Here is a 15499-nt window from a genome sequence, read left to right as displayed (position 1 = left end):
GGACCGGTCGTCGATCAGGCGGCGAGTTCCGCGAGGACGGCCGCCAGAAAGGCGGGGTCATGCTCCCCCTCCTGTTCGGCGTCGAAGATCAGCCGATCCTCCGCCCACCGCCGGGACTCCTTGTCCGGAAGACGCCGCCGCAACGCCCTGGCGCGGGCAGGCGAGAGTGTGAAGGCGGTCGCCTTAGGTCCGGAGCAGATGCGCGTCACGCCCGCCTCGGCGGCGAGCGCCGAAAGGCGCGTCGCTGAAACGAGGGCGGCGACGGGGGGCGGGGGCGTCCCGAACCGATCAGCGATCTCGTCCTCCAGGGCGTCCACCTCGGCTGCGGAGACGACGCGGGCCAGCCGGGCGTAGAGATTGATCCGCATCGTCGCGTCCGGAATGAACTCTTCCGGCAGGAAGGCGGTCTCCCCGATACGCGGCGGCGAGAGGTCCGGCGGCGGCTCTTCACCGCGCGCCGTACGCACCGCGCGCTCGAGCACCCGCTGGTAGAGGCTCGGACCGATCAGGGTCATATGCCCGGCCTGCTCATCGCCGACGAGGTCGCCGCCCCCGCGCAGGTCGAAGTCCCGAGCGCTGATGGCGAAGCCCGACCCCAGCCGGTCAAAGGCCTCCAGGGTGGCCAGTCGGGCCAGGGTTCCCTCGGCGATGTCGTCGTCAGGATCCGTCAGCAGACAGGCGAAGCCCTGTGTTCGGCCGCGACCGACGCGTCCCCGGAGCTGGTGAAGCTGGGCCAGGCCAAAGCGGTCCGGCCGCCAGACGACGATGGTGTTCGCCCGTGGCACGTCGAGCCCGCTTTCGATGATGTTGGTGGCCAGCAGAATGTCGCCGGCGCCGTCGGCGAAGCCCACCATGGCCTCATCGACCTCGGCGACCGGCATCTTGCCGTGCACCATGACGACGCGAAGCTCAGGCGTCAGGGTTTCCAACCGGCGTCGCATAGGCTCCAGGTCCTCGATGCGGGGGCACACCACGAAGCTCTGGCCGCCCCGTCGCTTTTCGCGCAGCAGGGCGGTGCGCAGCGAGGCGGGCTCCAGCGCGGTAGTGACGGTGCGGATCGGACGGCGCCGCGCCGGCGGGGTGGTGATGAGGCTGACCTCGGTCAGGCCCACCAGGGCGGCCTGCAGCGTCCGGGGAATGGGCGTGGCCGTCAGGGTCAGGGCGTGATCCGCCCGTTCGCGCAACCCGTCCTTCAGCCGCGAGCCGAACCGCTGCTCCTCGTCGATGATCACCAGGCCGAGGTCGGCGAAGGCGAGCCCGTCCGAGGCGAGCGCCTGGGTCCCCACGACAATGGAAATGGAGCCGTCAGCCAGGCCCGCCCGAACCGCCGCGGACGCCCGGCTGTCGACCAGACGGGAGAGGTGGGCGATCTGGAGGCCGGTGTCGCGGAAGCGGCGCAGGAAGGTCTGGAAATGCTGGCGGGCGAGCACGGTGGTGGGGGCGGCGACCGCGACCTGGCGTCCGGCCAGGGCGACAGCCGCCGCGGCGCGCAGGGCGATCTCGGTCTTGCCGAAGCCGACGTCGCCGCAGACCAGCCGGTTCATCGGCCGGCCGCTCTCCAGGTCGTCCAAGACGGCGGCGATGGCCGCGGACTGATCGGCGGATTCGGGGAAGGGGAAGCGGGCGACGAAGGCGGCGTAGGCCTGGCGCGGGGGGCGGATCGGCGCGGTTTCCGCCTGCGCCTTGGCGGCCGCCAGGGCCACCAGCCGGGCCGCGGTCTGATCGATCTGCGCGCTGACCTCCGCGCGCCGCCGCAGCCAGGCGTCCGACCCGAGCGTGTCGAGGGTCACCGCCGACGGCTCGGAGCCGTAACGCCAGATCCGGCCGAATTCCTCCATCGGCGCGAGCACTGTCGCCCCGCCCCGATACTCAAGCCTCAGCACGTCGCGCTCGAAGCCGTCGACCGAGACGCGCTCCAAAGCCTGGAGCACGCCGAGGCCATGCGCCTCATGGATGACGACGTCGCCCACCCGAAGCTCCGGCTCGCCGATCACACTGGCCGCCTGGGACACGGGTCGGGCGACGCGGCCGCCGAGCACATCGGTCGCACTCAGCAGGGTCAGGTTCGTCGCCGGGTCATCGTATCCCGCGCCCGGATCGGCGACGAGGGCGACAAGCGCGCCCGGGGGCGCCGCGCAGGCGTCGGCCCAGCGCGGGACAGGCGGCGGGAGGTCCAGCGACTGGCGTTTCAGGAGGCGGGCGATCAGGCGCAGCTCCGTTTCGGTCGCGGCGAAAACGACGCGTCGGCCCGCGGCCTGACGGTCGCCGATGAAGGTCTTCAGCGCCCGCCCGGGGCTGCGTTCGCTCGCGAAGACCGGCAGGGCGGCGGCGTCCGCCGGCGGGTCCAGCAAAACTGCGGAGGCCAGGGCCGTCTTCGCCTCCGCGGCGGTCAGGTACAGGCCGGCGGGGTCGGCCGGTCGCGCGGGGGACGCGCCGAAGGTCCCGGCGGCGGCGTGGCCCTCCCGGACGACGTCGAGGAAGCGTTCGCATCGGGCCGCCGTGTCCGCCTCCACGAAGAGCGTCGCCCCGCCGATCAGATCGAACAGGGTCTCAAGTGGACCAACGGCCTCCGCCATCCGGTGCTCGCAGCCGTTGTCCCGCTCGACGTCGTCCGGGAGATGCAGTTCGGAGGCACCGATGAGAACCGCGGCGTCGAGATCGTCCTCAGACCGCTGCGACAAGGGATCGAACCATCGCAGGGTCTCGATCCGGTCGTCCACGAGGGTGACCCGGATCGGGCGCGGCGCTGCGGGCGGATAGACATCGACGACCTCCCCGAGAAGGGCGATCTCGCCCGGCGAATCCACGCGGTCATCGAACAGGTAGCCGGTCCGGCGCGCGAAGGCCGCCAGGGCGTCCCGATCAAGCGGCTCTCCGGCCCCAAGGGAAAAGGTCGCGGCCCGGGCCTCCGGCGGGGGCAGGCGCTGGAGCGCCGCATCGGGGGAGACGACCAGCACCTGGCGCGGGCCCGGTTCCGACAGGCGGCGGAGCACCGCCAGGCGTCGCCCCTGGCATTCCCGGGAGGGCGAGGCGTGGTCGTAGGGCAGGCTGTCCCATGGCGGAAGAACCAGGACCTCGACCTCCGGATCGGCCAGACCGGCGAGCGCCCGACCGATCTCGTCCGCCCGGGTCTCGCCGGTGGTCACCAGCACCGTCTGACCGTCCGTCATCCGCTCGACGAGCCGGGCGGCGATCAGGGCGGGGCTGGACCGGCCCGGTTTGCCGGCCGGCTCCGCCTCCGCGGCGCCCCCGACCAGCGGGGTTTCGCCCAGCGCCCCCTCAGGCGACCCGTCGGCCGCCGTCGATCGGGGCTCAGGCAAGGTCTCGCACCTTGGGTTCGCGATCCCACTGACGCGTTGCGGCGGCGGACGTGAAAGCCTTGACGGACTTGCCCAGGACGATCACGCCCGCATCCGGCTCCACCGACGCCTTGTCGAGCAGCGGTTGCGCCTCCGCCGTATGGCCGATGGCTTTCAGGTGCCCGAAGGCGTCCCGCACGAAGTCCACGGCGGCGCTGTCCTCAACCAGCCGGGCGCACCCCTCTTCGGAGAGAACCAGGGCGACGGCGTCAAACAGCACCGAGGGCGCACCCTGGAGCTGCCGGTCGGCGAGGAGGGCGGAGCCGTCCTTCAGCGTCACCCCGCCGATCTTCGGCGCGATGATCTGCACCTGCGCTCCGGCGGCTTCGGCCGCGGTCTTCACCCGCGTCACCGCGTCGCCGTCGGTTCCGTCAGCGACGAGCAGGCCGACCAGGCGCCCCTTCAGCGTGTCCGGATACTTGCCGACGATCCGCAGCGCGGGGCTGTCCGCCAGATCGACCGGCGGCGCGGCGGGAACCGAGGCGTCCGGCAGGTCCATGGCCAGGCCGTCGGCGACGCGGGCCGCCAGGTCTTCATCGACGTTGCGCAGATTGGCCAGCACGCGCAGGCGCACATGGGGAAGCGTGACCTTCGACAGTTCGAACACCAGGGCGCTGGCCAGGTGGGCCTGTTCGATTTCGCTCTGCGACCGGTAGAACAGCCGCGCCTGGCTGAAGTGATCGGCGAAGCTTTCGGCGCGCAGCCGGACCTTGCCCTCCTCGACCGGCGTGCGGAAGCTGCGGAAGCCGCCCGCCGGGTCCTCCCGCGGGCCGCCCGCCTCTCCGGCCTCGGCCAGGCTGTTGGGCTCGTAGTTGGCGCGCCCCTTCGGCACGGCCATCTGCATCTGTCCGTCCCGCTGGAAATTCTGGAAGGGGCAGCCCCTGGTCTGGTTGATCGGGAGCTGATGGAAATTCACCGTGCCCAGCCGGGACAGCTGGGTGTCCTGGTAGGAGAACAGCCGTCCCTGCAGCAACGGGTCCTCCGAGAAATCGATGCCGGGCGGGATGTTGCTGGGCAGGAAGGCGACCTGCTCGGTCTCGGCGAAGAAATTGTCCGGGTTGCGGTTGAGCGTCAGCTTGCCGATCACCCGCAGCGGATGGAGCTCCTCCGGGATCAGCTTGGTCGCGTCCAGGATGTCGAAGGGCAGGGCGTCCGCCTCGGCCTGGGTCAGCACCTGCACCGCGAAATCCCATTCGGGGAAGTCGCCCTTGTCAACGGCGTCCCAGAGATCCCGCCGCAGATAATCCGGGTCGGCCCCCGCGATCTTCACCGCCTCGTCCCAGCAGGTGGACTGGGTTCCCAAGCGTGGCCGCCAGTGGAATTTCACGAACACGGCCTCATCCGCCTCATTGAGCAGGCGGAAGGTGTTGACGCCGAAGCCCTCGATCATGCGGTAGGAGCGGGGGATGGTCCGGTCCGACATCTGCCACATGACCATGTGGGTGGCTTCGGGCATCAGGCCGATCCAGTCCCAGAAGGTGTCGTGCGCGCTGGCGGCCTGCGGGAAGCCGCGATCCGCCTCCATCTTCACCGCATGGACCAGGTCGGGGAATTTGATCGCATCCTGGATGAAGAAGACCGGGATGTTGTTGCCGACGAGGTCCCAGTTGCCTTCCCGGGTGTAGAATTTGACGGCGAAGCCGCGCACGTCGCGGGGCGTGTCCACCGATCCGGCCCCGCCGGCGACCGTCGAGAAGCGGACGAAGACCTCGGTCTTCTCGCCGACCTCGGTCAGGATGCGGGCGCGGGTCAGGCCCGCCAGGCTTTCAGTCAGTTCGAACACGCCGTGGGCGGCGTTGCCGCGGGCGTGGACGATCCGCTCGGGGATGCGCTCGTGGTCGAAGTGGTGGATCTTCTCGCGCAGGACGAAGTCCTCGAGCAGGGACGGTCCACGGCGTCCGGCTTTCAGCGAGTTCTGGTTGTCGCTGACGGGGACGCCGTGGTTGGTGGTGATCCGCTGGTCCGGGGCCGCGGCGTGCTCGTGGCGCTCGCCGCCGTTCCCGGTCGCGGCCCCTGTTGCCGCTCCCGATGCGGCGCCCGACCCGGTGTCTGACACGGCCTTCCGACGGGGCGCGGTGGCGGGCTTGCTGCGGGGAGCGGATGTCTTGGCGCGGGCCATGGGCGAACCTTCTGGTGAGAGGAGGCGCGGACCGTCGCCCCTGCGACCGGGCGTCCGCGCCCCGTCTGCCAATCCGTCGCCCGCCTGCCGGTTCCTAAGTCCGTTCGCCGACGTCGCGATCGGCCGTCGCCGGCCTCGTTAGCCGGCGGCGACGCTGATCCACTCAGCTGAAACCGTTCGCCAGGGCGGACCGGCGCGGAGCCTGGGACATGACAGGCGATGCGTCGCCGGGGCGCCGTCAGCCTTCGAGGCTGGTCGCCAGGTCGCGCAGGCGGAAGGGCTTGACCAGCCGCGGCAGGTCAGGGTCGATGCCCTCGACGTCGGCGTAGCCCGAGATGATCAGCAGGCGCCGATCCGGGAAGCGGCTCCGGAAAACCCGGGCCAGGTCCGTCCCGGACAACCCCGGCATCAGATGATCCGTGACCAGGACGTCGGGCGATGCGCCGCCGTTCAGGAGGTCGAGCGCGGCTTCCGCGGACCCCGCTTCGATCACCTCATAGCCGAGGTCCGCCAGCATGGCGGCGGTGCTGGAGCGGACAATGTCCTCGTCATCGACCAGCAGCACGACGCCGGTTGCGGCGAAGGCGGTCGTGTCGGGCGCCTCCGCATCGACGGCGGCCATGCTGGTCGCCGGCAGCCAGAGGCCGACATCCGTGCCGACCCCGGGACGACTGTCGATGGTCAGCGCGCCGCCGAGCTGGGCCGCCAAGCCATGCACCATGGACAGACCCAGCCCGGTGCCCTGACCGATCCCCTTTGTCGAGAAGAACGGCTCGATCGATCGCCGGAGCGTCTCGGCGTCCATGCCCTTCCCCGTGTCGGCGACCGAAATCCGGACATAGGGGCCGGGCTCCAGGCCGGCCGGGTGATCCGGACCGACGTCCTCGACCTGCGCCGACAGGATCAGTCGTCCCCCGTTGGGCATGGCGTCGCGGGCGTTCACGCTCAGGTTCAGGATCGCCATCTCGATCTGGTTCTCGTCCGCCACGGCCGACGGCAAGCCCTCGGCGACGTCGACGATCACCCGGGTCTGGGGGCCGGAGGTGCTGGCGACCAGTTCCGCCATGCCGCTCACCAACGCGCCGATGTCGACCGGTCGGGGCTGCAGGGGCTGACGACGGGCGAAGGCCAGCAGGCGCTGGACGAGCACGCGGGCGCGCTCCGCGGACTGGATGGCGCCGTCGATCAGGCGCCGCTCTCGCTCATCGCCCACGCCGCGGCGGTGCAGGAGATCCAGGCTGCCGACGATCGGCGTCAGCAGGTTGTTGAAGTCATGGGCGACCCCGCCGGTGAGGCTGCCCATCGCCTCCATCTTCTGGCTTTGCCGCAGGGCCTCCTGGGCCGCCAGCAGTTCCGCCTCGGCCTGCCGACGCTCGGAGATATCGGTGGCGACGTGGAAGGCGGCGACGATGGTCCCGCGCTCGTCGCGCAGGGGGGTGTAGGTGATCTCCCACTCCGGCTGGCCGTATTCGGGGCGGCCGAACACTTCTGTGACGGTGAAGCTTTCGCCGGACAGGGCCCGCGCCATCAAGGTCCGCATCGCCGTGCGTTGCGGGTCGTCGAACAGCTCGGGGAAGACGTCGCCGATGCGCGTGTCGAATCCGTTGACCCGTCGGAAGGCGTCGTTGTGCGCCTTGTTGAAGGCGACGAGACGGAAGTCCTGATCGAAGGCGCAGATCGCCGACGCCGTGGCCTCCACGATGTCATGGTACTGGCGCAGCTCGGCGGTCCGCTCCGCCACCTGGCGCTCCAGGGTGTCGTTGAGCTGAAGCAGCTGGGTCTCGGCGGCCTTGCGGGCGCTGATGTCGTTGAAGAGGATGGCGACCCGGTCCTCCCCGGGCTGGCCGGTCGGGAAGGCGTGGACGTCGAACCAGCGGCCCATGGCTTCCGATCCGTTCTCGAACCGGGTCGCGACGCCGCTTCGGGCGACCGCCCCATAGCTCTCGAACCACTGCGGCTCCAGGCCAGGCACCAGTTCGCTCGCCCAGCCGCCGACGGCGTCGACCAGACCGGTCTGACGCTCGAACGCCGGATTGGCCTCGATGAAGCGGTAGTCGACGGCGCGATCCCCTTCGAACCGCATCTCGACGACACAGAATCCGACGTCGACCGCCTCGAACAGGGTGCGGTAGCGGGCCTCGCTCTCCCGGAGGCGCGCCTCGGCCCCGACCCTCTGGACCTGCGCCCAGCAGCGCTCGACGACGGTCTCCACGAGCCGGATGTCCTCGTCCGTCCAGTCCCGCGGCCGCGTCTGGTGGACCGCCATCATGGCGACGAGGCGATCGTCCTTGACCAGCGGGCAGCAGACGATGGCGGCGATGTCGATCGACAGGAACATGTCCCGGCCGTCGGCGGGCTCCAGCTCGCCAGCTACGTCCTTCACCACCAGCGTGCGACCCGACCGCATGTCGGCCGCAGCCCGCGAGCCGAACAGGTCCAGGCTGTAGGCTCCGGCGGAGGTCTTCACGCCCGGGGCGGTGTAGTCGTCGCGGATATGGAACTGGTCATTGTCCGCATCGACGTCGGCATAGGCGCACCGGGACGCGCCCAGGCGTTCGGCGAGCAGGCCGGCCGCCAGCAGCATCGCTTCGGGTGCGGTGGCCGCCTCCTGCAGCGACTCGTCGAGCGTGCGGAGAAACCGCAGGCGGCTCTCGCTCTCTCTCAGGGCGCGGTCCGCGGCCTTGCGGGCGGTGATGTCGATCGCCGTCCCGACCACCCGAACGCAGGCGTCCGTCTCGTCGAACAGCCCCCGACCCTTGGCCGCCACCCAGCGGACGACCCCGTCTCCCTTGCCGACCGTGCGATACTCGACGTCGTAGAGGGCGCGCTGGACGGGATCGCACGCCGCGTGGAAGGCCGCGACCGCCTGGTCCCGGTCCTCCGGGTGCAGGCCTTCATAGAAGTCGGTCATCGAGACGGGTTCATCCGGCGAGATGCCGAACATGCCCTTGACGATCGGCGGCCAGATGAGTTCGTCCCTGACGATGTCGACATCCCAGAAGCCGACTTCGGCCGCCTGGGTCGCCAGTCGCAGCCGTTCCTCGCTGACGGCCAGGGCGATGCGGCTCGCCTGGAGTTCGGACAGGTCGAGCATGGCCCCGATCATCCGCTCGGCCCGCCCTTCCGAATTCCGGATGATGCTGCCCCGATCCAGGATTTGTGCATAGGATCCGTCGGCGCGCCGGAAGCGGTATTCATCGCTCCAGCTCATCGCACCGCCGTCGATCGCCGAATGGATGCTCTCGTCGATCCGGTTGCGGTCCTCCGGATGGATCTGGGCGATCCACCACTCGCCTGTGCGATCGACGTCCGAGGGCGCATGGCCGTAGCTGGCTTCGAGCGCCGCATTCCAGGCGACGTGATTGCTCGCGAAATCCCAGTCCCAGATCGCATCGTTCGTGGCCAGGGCGGCGAGCCGGTAACGCTCTTCGAGGGCCGCGAGCGCGGCTTCGGCCAGGCGTTGGCCCTCCAGGGCGGCGGCGAGGCGCGCCTCCGGCGCAGTATCGCAGGGGGAGGGAGGCGACGCCGTCATTAATCGCCAGCCTGAACCGGGCGCCAGGCGCGGGGAAGGGCGTCGCGTCGCGGACGCGCTGTGTCAGACTGAGGTCCGTTCATGGTCTTCCTCTTATCCCCCAAATACCCGTCACCCGACGCCGCCCCGCGTCCAGCGGTCAGTTTGGCTGTCCGTCGCCGACGAAAGACCATAGCGTCCTGGCGAGTTTCGCATCCGAATACGGCTTGGCCAGGAAGATGGATCGCGCGGGCAGCAGTTCGGCCGCCGGCCGAAGGTTGCCGGAGGTCAGGATGATCTCGATCGGCGGCCACCGGTCCCGGATGGCGACTGCGAGCTGCGCGCCGCTCAGGCCGCCGGGCATATCGATGTCCGTGAAGACGATGCGGATATCCGTCCGCGCCTCCAGAATCTGCACGGCTTCAGCGGCGTTGCGGGCCTCGACGGGCGTAAAGCCGGCCTCGGCGACCGCCTGCAGGGCGGCCATGCGCACGATGGGTTCGTCCTCGACGACGAGGACGTATCGCTCGGGGTTCGGAGGAGGCGAACGGTCGTCGCTGATCATGACAGGCGGAGCTCCTCAAGCGACGCCGTCAACACCGCGTTTAATCCACGGGCCTCGTAACGCAGATCGACCTTTCCAGATCCAATCAAACCGGCCTGGATCAGTTTGGAGCCGAATCCCCTGCGTGCGGGCGGGGACACCGGCGGACCCCCGCGCTCGGACCACTCCAGGAGCAGGTCGCCCCCTTCAATGCGCCAGAGCAGGGTCACCCGGCCCTCCGTGTTCGACAACGCGCCATGTTTGAGCGCGTTCGTGGCCAATTCATGGGCGATCAGGGACATGGACAGCGCAGCCCTGGCCCCCAGAACGACGGGCGGACCGCGAAGCTCGAAGCGTTCAGCGGGAGCCAGACCGGTCAGCACGTCGGTCAGCAGACCGCCCAGGTCGACGTCCTCCCAGTCGTCGCGGAGCAGGACGTCGTGAGCGGCGGACAACGACTGCAGGCGGCCCTGGAAGTCCGCCAGGGCGTGGGGCGCCGACTCCGTGCGCAGCGTCTGGCTCGCAATGGCCTGAACCAGCGTCATCGTGTTTTTCAGCCGGTGGGTGGTCTCCTGCTGCACCAGGCGACGCTGTTCCAGGAGTTCGTCCTTCTGGAACAGGACGCGTCTCAACTCGAGCTGCGACATGACCTGCCGTCCCAGAACATCCAGGGCCTGGCGCTGGAGCGGATCCAGCGCGCGCGGCCGCGTGTCCAGCACGCACAGGGTGCCGATCGGCAGTCCCTCCGCCGTCTTCAGCAGCTTCCCGGCATAGAACCGCAATCCGTTCTCGGCCGTCACCAGGGGATTGCATTCAAAGCGTGGATCCCGCCGCGCGTCGGGCACTTCCAGAAAGTCTTCTTCCAGAATGGCCTTGGCGCAGAAGGATGTGTCGAGCGGCGTCTCGCGCACGCCCAGACCCACCTCAGCCTTGAAGAACTGCCGATCCGATCCGATCAGGTTAACCACGGCGATGGGCGCATCGCAAATGCGCGCCGTGAGGGTGGCGACGTCATCGAAGTCGCGTTCCCGGGGCGTATCCATGATCCGGTAGGACGCCAAGGCGTCCAACCTGAGTTGCTCTCGGCTCAAACCGTCCACCGCAATGCTTATGGCTGCGCTTGCTAAAGGGGCGGCCCCGCAAGATCGTTCCGCCGCTGCGCGCCCCGTCCGGAAGCGTCTACAGCCCGCCCCCTGGATAAACCCTTCGCTCGACGAGGCCGGCCCCGGCGCGAGTAGGGCGGGTGGCTCGGTCGTGAACCTGGACCCTCGACGACGGATCGAAGCGCCGGGGTCGGCGTTGGAGGCCACATGCCAGCCGACGTAAGATCTCTCCGCGGCGGATGCGCCTGCGGTGCTATCCGCTTCAAAACTCTGTCCGACCCTTTGCGGACAGGGCTCTGCCACTGCATGGTCTGCCGGAAGGCCCACGCCTCGGCCTTCAACCCGTTCGTCGTCTTCCCGGCGGAGGCCGTGGAAGTGACGGGCACGCCGCGCAGCTGGTTCAGCTCGTCCGGCTACGACCGACGGTTCTGCGGTGACTGTGGTTCACGCATCCTCGCCGTCAACGGCGATGAGGTGGAAATCTCGCTGGGAAGTCTGGATGAGCCGGGCTTGCTCGCCCCTGAATACGAGTCCTGGGTTTCGCGCCGTGAACCCTGGCTTCGCCCCCTCGACACACCGCAGCACACGGCCAACCGCCTTGCCTGATGTTCGGCGACGGCGACGGTGTGTCGTCCCCGGCGCCGACCCGAAGTTTCCCGGGCATGGCGCCTGGTCCGACGCTCGGGAACGTCGGGCGTTCGGCCCCGTTAGCTGTGGCTGTCAAAAGGAGACCCACATGACGGACCTCTCGCAGATCAAAGAGCACATGGAAGTCATCGGCGCCGACGGCGTCCATCTCGGCACCGTCGACAGGGTTGAAGGCGACCGGATCAAGCTCACCAAAGCCGACAGCGGGTCGCACAGCGACCATCACCACTACCTCTCCGGCGGTCTCGTCGCCGAAATCGAAGGCAATCAGGTCCGGCTGTCCGCCAACTCAGACAACGCGGCGTTGCTGGAGGAAGAGGAAGGCGGCGAGGCGATCGCCGACCGGAAGTAGCGCCGAATGAACCTCGACAGTACGGCCATCGCCACCCGCCTTGTGGCGCTGCGCGAGGCGCTAGAGGCCAAGGTCTGGCCGACAGCCGTCGACGCGGCGATCCATGGCAATCACGACCGGATCCGGGATCTGGTCAAGCTGAAGGTGGACATAGAGGCGATCACATTCGCGCTCGAACATCGCCCGGTCGACCCTGCTGAGGGCGCGCCTTGAGACTCGACCTGACACAGCGACGGCGGAGGAGCTTGACCGCATCGACGGCTTGCGCGGTCATGGCTTCGAGATTGTTCGCTATCGCGAGGCGTGGGGGCGCTTCACCCATCTTCGTCAGTTGAGCGAGGTCCCCGGCCTGGCGGGCAAGACCGATGACGCTGGCGCCCATATCGCAGTCGAGACCACCTGACGCCCCCGTCCCGAGGCGAGAACACCCCGCGAGTATCGAGGCGGACGATCCGTCCAGCGAAGACGCTCTTGCGGCGTGGAAAGCCGGGAGGCGGCCCGACGGGATTTGCCCGGGGGAGGCTGTCGGGCCGCCGCGCCCGCTCCCAGGCGAGGTCTCGGACGCGCAGACCCTGTAGACCGATCCGGTCGGGAGGTCTGTCCGCTGGCCGACGGCGCGCGGATATGTCTCAGCGGCGATGTCGACGGTTGCCGCCCAGCACGGCGATGATGCCGAGCAGCAGAAATGCGGCCATTATCCCGATGATAACGAAGACGATCTGCAACTCCATCAAATGCGACCCCGCTCGATTGACTGTTGCACCGAGGGGGCGCTGCTGGAGGCGATGATGTCCGGGTCGACGGCGTCCAGCGCAGCCCATGCGTCGGTCAGCAGGCGCGGCTGATCGGGTTCAAGCGTGGTCACCCGATCGTGTGTGGAGCGGGCGTTCAGCCCGTTCTCCGACGGCTCGTCGCCCTGGATCAGCCTTGTGCCCTGCGTCTGTCGCAGGGGTGTCTTGCGCATCGGCACGGTGTGATCTCCCCGTTTTCCCCATGGTTCAGTGCGACACCCGCGTGGCGGTTCCTGTGTCGGTTTCCCCGCACGACCCGATCGCTTCTCAAAGCCGCAGCGGTTCTCCACGTGCGCTTCGCGGTTTGGCGCAGATTGGCGGATTTGCATTCTCATAGGATCAAGGCGAGGAGGTCTCCGCTTTCGAACCGTTCCAGACCGGTCCTGCGGTCGCGGGACAGTCACCGCGCATCATTGGCTATGATGACCGTGAGCGTGTTGCGGTTCCGTGCCAGACCATCAACGCTCGAACCTTCGGCGACCGGTCGATCCTCGCCGAAACTGATCGCCTCCATCCGGCTGGGCGCGACGCCGTGATCGATGAGATGGTCGCGGACGGCGTGAGCGCGACGGTCGCCCAGCGCCAGGTTGTAGTGACGTGAGCCTCTAGGTCCGTGTTGCCTTCGATCCGCGCAGTGGCCCACGGATTGTGCAGCAGCCACCTCGCCTGTGCATCGAGTTTCGGCGCGGCCTCGGGGCGAATCTCGGCGCTGTCCAGGTCAAGATACACCACACGGTACAGTCGGTCTGCGGCGAGGATATCCTGGTCTGCTTGCGTGGATTGCCGCGCCACGGCGTTGCCGGCGGCCAGCAGAATGACCTGACCCAATAGAACCGCGCCTATCGGCGCGAATGTGAGGAAAGCGCGAGTCATAGCACCCCGTTTCTCTGAGATGTCTGCGTCGCCCGGAGGGCCAAAAAAGGCTCTGCTCTCGCTCACGGTCGACGTCTGCGTCCCACCCCCTCGCGGACGAATGCCGGGTCCGTTGAATGGGCCCGGCTGCTGCTGCGGATTTCATTCAACGCGCTTGCGGCTCACGCATGATTTGGGCGCGCAAGGGGCGGTCATGTCGGTTCGGCCTCAGTCTCCAAACGATCTCAGGATTGATACGCAGTCCCGGATCGATGGCCGGGACCTTGCATATTGGTTTTCAGGTCAGACGTCAGGCTCGACGGCTGGCTACGGCGGCGGCGCACCAAACCTTCACCGGCTCAGGAGCGCCGTCGCCGGCCATGGTTCGCCCTGATAACTTATGGTTAGTTCCGGATTGCGCTTGCACGTTCGGAGGGTTTCATGGCTCACTCCAACAGCGACGCTTCCGTCGCAGTGGAGGGACTATCGATGAAAAAGAAACTCGGTCTCCTGAGCGCCGTGGCGCTCTTCGGTTCGATCATCATGCCTTCGGTCGCCGCCGCCGATCCGAACTGCAACTGCTGGTGGGTTGAAGAACGAAACGCCTACGGCGACGTCATCGGCGGTCACTGGGAGTGTCCGAGCGTCCTCATCTGCCAGATCACCGTCACGCCGGAAGGCTGACGACGATAACCCCGGGGGAAGGCCCGGGGTTATTTTATTCCGTCGGTGCCGCCTGTCGCGCGCGAACCGACCCGATTTCGCGACCCACGTGTCGGAGCGCAGACATCCGCATATCCAAGCGCTGTTGGGCACAAGAAGCCGGACCCTACGCTCGGATACACCGGGTTAGCGCTGAAGACGTTGGTCCAGGTGAGAGTCCATCGCACTGTCGAAGTCGAACCGAGCGGTCAGCTCGGACAGGTCTTTCGTCTCCGAAGCCATGTCGTTGTCACCCTCTGCTGTCAGGGCTCCGACGAATCGGATGGAACGGTCATCGACTCCGCCGCTTAGCGACGGCATGCAGTCGGAAGTCGCGAGGTTAAGGATTGAAGCCCATCAGGCTAGAGTGGTGGCCCTGGTGTCGAAAGATCCCCTCCTGGCCCTTCGTCTCCTCCAGATTGCCAGCGATTGTGACCGACAAGCCGGCCGCATCGAGGCCGGCCTCGTGAAATCGCACTAAAACCATCGCGCGCTTCCCCTTTTAAAGCCTTCTCCGGAGATCAAGCAGTGCGATCTGAAGCAGCACTCGACTGTGCGCAGGGCCTTCGGGATAGTGGGCGACAACTGGAGAGTACCGATGCGCTCATTCCTCCTGGCTCTCTTCGTCCTGGCCCTGCCGCTGGCTGCGGAGGCGCAGGACTTCCGGTACATCCCGACCGACAACAGCATTGCCGTCGCCCTTGATCTCGACAGCGTCGCGCGCGTCGGGTCACGCCGTACGTTCTCCATGATCGCAACAGCCAGAGGGGTGGCGCCGAGCCCGGGGTACATCCTGGTGGAGCACGACCTTGATTGTTCAAGCTCGACGATCCTGACCGTGGCCATCACGGGGTTTCGAGGTAGGGGCGAAGGACAGCGCCTGGCGCACGACGCCGAAGCGGCGCCGCTCATTCAGGACCCGGGATTACTGGCAGTTGGCCGGCTGCTGTGTGGGGGCGAACCGCCGCCCGAACTGAAGTTTCAGTCCGTGGGAAGTTTCCTCGAATGGGCCTCGCGCCAGGCTTCCGTCGATTAAATCTGATGTGGACGCGCGCGACGCGACATCCGCTGACGCACATCCGTTCGCAAACGTCGACGCCGCGGGAACCTCAAGATGTCCAACCGCCCGTCAGACGGGGGCGTCCGCATCTGCCGGCGCCGCGTCGGCTCGTCATGGCGTCCGGAGGCGACAACCAGAAGCGCAGCCTTGCCAATGCGAGGCGCCGAGGATGACGACGTTTTCTTTTGAGCGGTCAAGCCGACTTCGGGCAGAGCTCGGCATGCAAGGCGGACTGCCAAGCCTATTCGAGGCAGCACATTTCCGAACGAAAGCGGCGGCCTTCTCCCCAAGGCCGCCGCTCGTGCCCTAACAGGCGCCTCCGCCGTAAGCAGAGACCTCGGAACGTTAGCGCGAGGTGCCTAAGCGTTCCTGAACAAAAGGCGGCGACTCCCTGCTCGGAGCCGCCACACCGCCCTCAAGGGCCTTCCCCGCCGGGGCGGAGGTCTGGGATGCAAACC

The 15499-nt window shown here is 68.1% G+C and carries 13 protein-coding genes; 6 read left to right on the top strand and 7 right to left on the bottom strand.

Features of this window, described 5'->3' with window-relative positions; translation table 11 throughout:
• Positions 1–14: 14 nt before the first annotated feature.
• From ACFQQC_RS11860 to ACFQQC_RS11840, 5 genes are all read right to left on the bottom strand, one after another.
• A complete protein-coding gene (locus tag ACFQQC_RS11860; RefSeq protein WP_376862599.1) occupies positions 15–3320 on the bottom strand; it encodes a helicase-related protein in 3306 nt (1101 codons plus the stop codon).
• Positions 3313–5478, bottom strand: coding sequence for a catalase (locus ACFQQC_RS11855; RefSeq protein ID WP_376862598.1), 2166 nt, complete (start codon positions 5476–5478; stop codon positions 3313–3315). The genes ACFQQC_RS11860 and ACFQQC_RS11855 overlap by 8 nt, the downstream gene beginning before the upstream one ends.
• 238 nt (positions 5479–5716) lie before the next feature.
• On the bottom strand, positions 5717–9010 hold the full coding sequence (locus ACFQQC_RS11850; protein ID WP_376862597.1) for a PAS domain S-box protein: 3294 nt from the start codon (positions 9008–9010) through the stop codon (positions 5717–5719).
• Between the two features lie 139 nt (positions 9011–9149).
• Positions 9150–9554, bottom strand: a complete 405-nt coding sequence (locus ACFQQC_RS11845) for a response regulator (protein ID WP_376862596.1) — start codon at positions 9552–9554, stop codon at positions 9150–9152.
• The gene (locus ACFQQC_RS11840) at positions 9551–10594 is read right to left on the bottom strand and encodes a sensor histidine kinase (protein WP_376862595.1); all 1044 of its coding nucleotides are present in this window, start codon (positions 10592–10594) and stop codon (positions 9551–9553) included. Before ACFQQC_RS11840 ends, ACFQQC_RS11845 begins: the two co-directional genes overlap by 4 nt.
• 348 nt (positions 10595–10942) lie before the next feature.
• On the opposite strand from ACFQQC_RS11840, the gene ACFQQC_RS11835 reads away from it, so the two are divergent.
• From ACFQQC_RS11835 to ACFQQC_RS11820, 4 genes are all read left to right on the top strand, one after another.
• A complete protein-coding gene (locus tag ACFQQC_RS11835) occupies positions 10943–11242 on the top strand; it encodes a GFA family protein (RefSeq protein ID WP_376862594.1) in 300 nt (99 codons plus the stop codon).
• Between the two features lie 130 nt (positions 11243–11372).
• The gene (locus ACFQQC_RS11830; RefSeq protein WP_376862593.1) at positions 11373–11636 is read left to right on the top strand and encodes a DUF2171 domain-containing protein; all 264 of its coding nucleotides are present in this window, start codon (positions 11373–11375) and stop codon (positions 11634–11636) included.
• Positions 11637–11642: 6 nt separating this feature from the next.
• The gene (locus tag ACFQQC_RS11825) at positions 11643–11849 is read left to right on the top strand and encodes a hypothetical protein (protein WP_376862592.1); all 207 of its coding nucleotides are present in this window, start codon (positions 11643–11645) and stop codon (positions 11847–11849) included.
• Positions 11815–12039 (top strand): helix-hairpin-helix domain-containing protein, encoded by a 225-nt coding sequence (locus ACFQQC_RS11820; RefSeq protein WP_376862687.1) that lies wholly within the window; start codon positions 11815–11817, stop codon positions 12037–12039. Before ACFQQC_RS11825 ends, ACFQQC_RS11820 begins: the two co-directional genes overlap by 35 nt.
• 327 nt (positions 12040–12366) lie before the next feature.
• Here the strand turns inward: ACFQQC_RS11820 and ACFQQC_RS11815 are convergent, their stop codons facing one another.
• Both ACFQQC_RS11815 and ACFQQC_RS11810 read right to left on the bottom strand, forming a co-directional pair.
• On the bottom strand, positions 12367–12600 hold the full coding sequence (locus ACFQQC_RS11815) for a hypothetical protein (RefSeq protein ID WP_376862591.1): 234 nt from the start codon (positions 12598–12600) through the stop codon (positions 12367–12369).
• A 227-nt stretch (positions 12601–12827) separates the two neighbouring features.
• On the bottom strand, positions 12828–13070 hold the full coding sequence (locus ACFQQC_RS11810) for an OmpA family protein (protein ID WP_376862686.1): 243 nt from the start codon (positions 13068–13070) through the stop codon (positions 12828–12830).
• Positions 13071–13720: 650 nt separating this feature from the next.
• Between ACFQQC_RS11810 and ACFQQC_RS11805 the strand changes: the two genes are divergently transcribed.
• Together ACFQQC_RS11805 and ACFQQC_RS11800 are read left to right on the top strand one after the other, a co-directional pair.
• Positions 13721–13963: a hypothetical protein gene (locus ACFQQC_RS11805; protein ID WP_376862590.1), complete on the top strand. Its 243-nt coding sequence runs from the start codon at positions 13721–13723 to the stop codon at positions 13961–13963.
• A gap of 616 nt (positions 13964–14579) precedes the next feature.
• A complete protein-coding gene (locus tag ACFQQC_RS11800) occupies positions 14580–15017 on the top strand; it encodes a hypothetical protein (protein WP_376862589.1) in 438 nt (145 codons plus the stop codon).
• The last annotated feature ends 482 nt before the right edge of the window (positions 15018–15499 follow it).

The organism is Brevundimonas sp. GCM10030266 (assembly GCF_042666595.1).
In the GTDB taxonomy this organism is placed as follows: Bacteria; Pseudomonadota; Alphaproteobacteria; order Caulobacterales; family Caulobacteraceae; genus Brevundimonas.
This window is presented reverse-complemented; position numbering and strand designations above follow the sequence as displayed.

Coding starts and splice junctions, on each gene's coding strand:
- ACFQQC_RS11855 (WP_376862598.1), bottom strand. CDS start 5,478: ATGGCCCGCGCCAAGACATCCGCTCCCCGCAGCAAGCCCGCCACCGCG.
- ACFQQC_RS11850 (WP_376862597.1), bottom strand. CDS start 9,010: ATGACGGCGTCGCCTCCCTCCCCCTGCGATACTGCGCCGGAGGCGCGC.
- ACFQQC_RS11845 (WP_376862596.1), bottom strand. CDS start 9,554: ATGATCAGCGACGACCGTTCGCCTCCTCCGAACCCCGAGCGATACGTC.
- ACFQQC_RS11835 (WP_376862594.1), top strand. CDS start 10,943: ATGGTCTGCCGGAAGGCCCACGCCTCGGCCTTCAACCCGTTCGTCGTC.
- ACFQQC_RS11830 (WP_376862593.1), top strand. CDS start 11,373: ATGACGGACCTCTCGCAGATCAAAGAGCACATGGAAGTCATCGGCGCC.
- ACFQQC_RS11825 (WP_376862592.1), top strand. CDS start 11,643: ATGAACCTCGACAGTACGGCCATCGCCACCCGCCTTGTGGCGCTGCGC.
- ACFQQC_RS11815 (WP_376862591.1), bottom strand. CDS start 12,600: ATGCGCAAGACACCCCTGCGACAGACGCAGGGCACAAGGCTGATCCAG.
- ACFQQC_RS11805 (WP_376862590.1), top strand. CDS start 13,721: ATGGCTCACTCCAACAGCGACGCTTCCGTCGCAGTGGAGGGACTATCG.
- ACFQQC_RS11800 (WP_376862589.1), top strand. CDS start 14,580: ATGCGCTCATTCCTCCTGGCTCTCTTCGTCCTGGCCCTGCCGCTGGCT.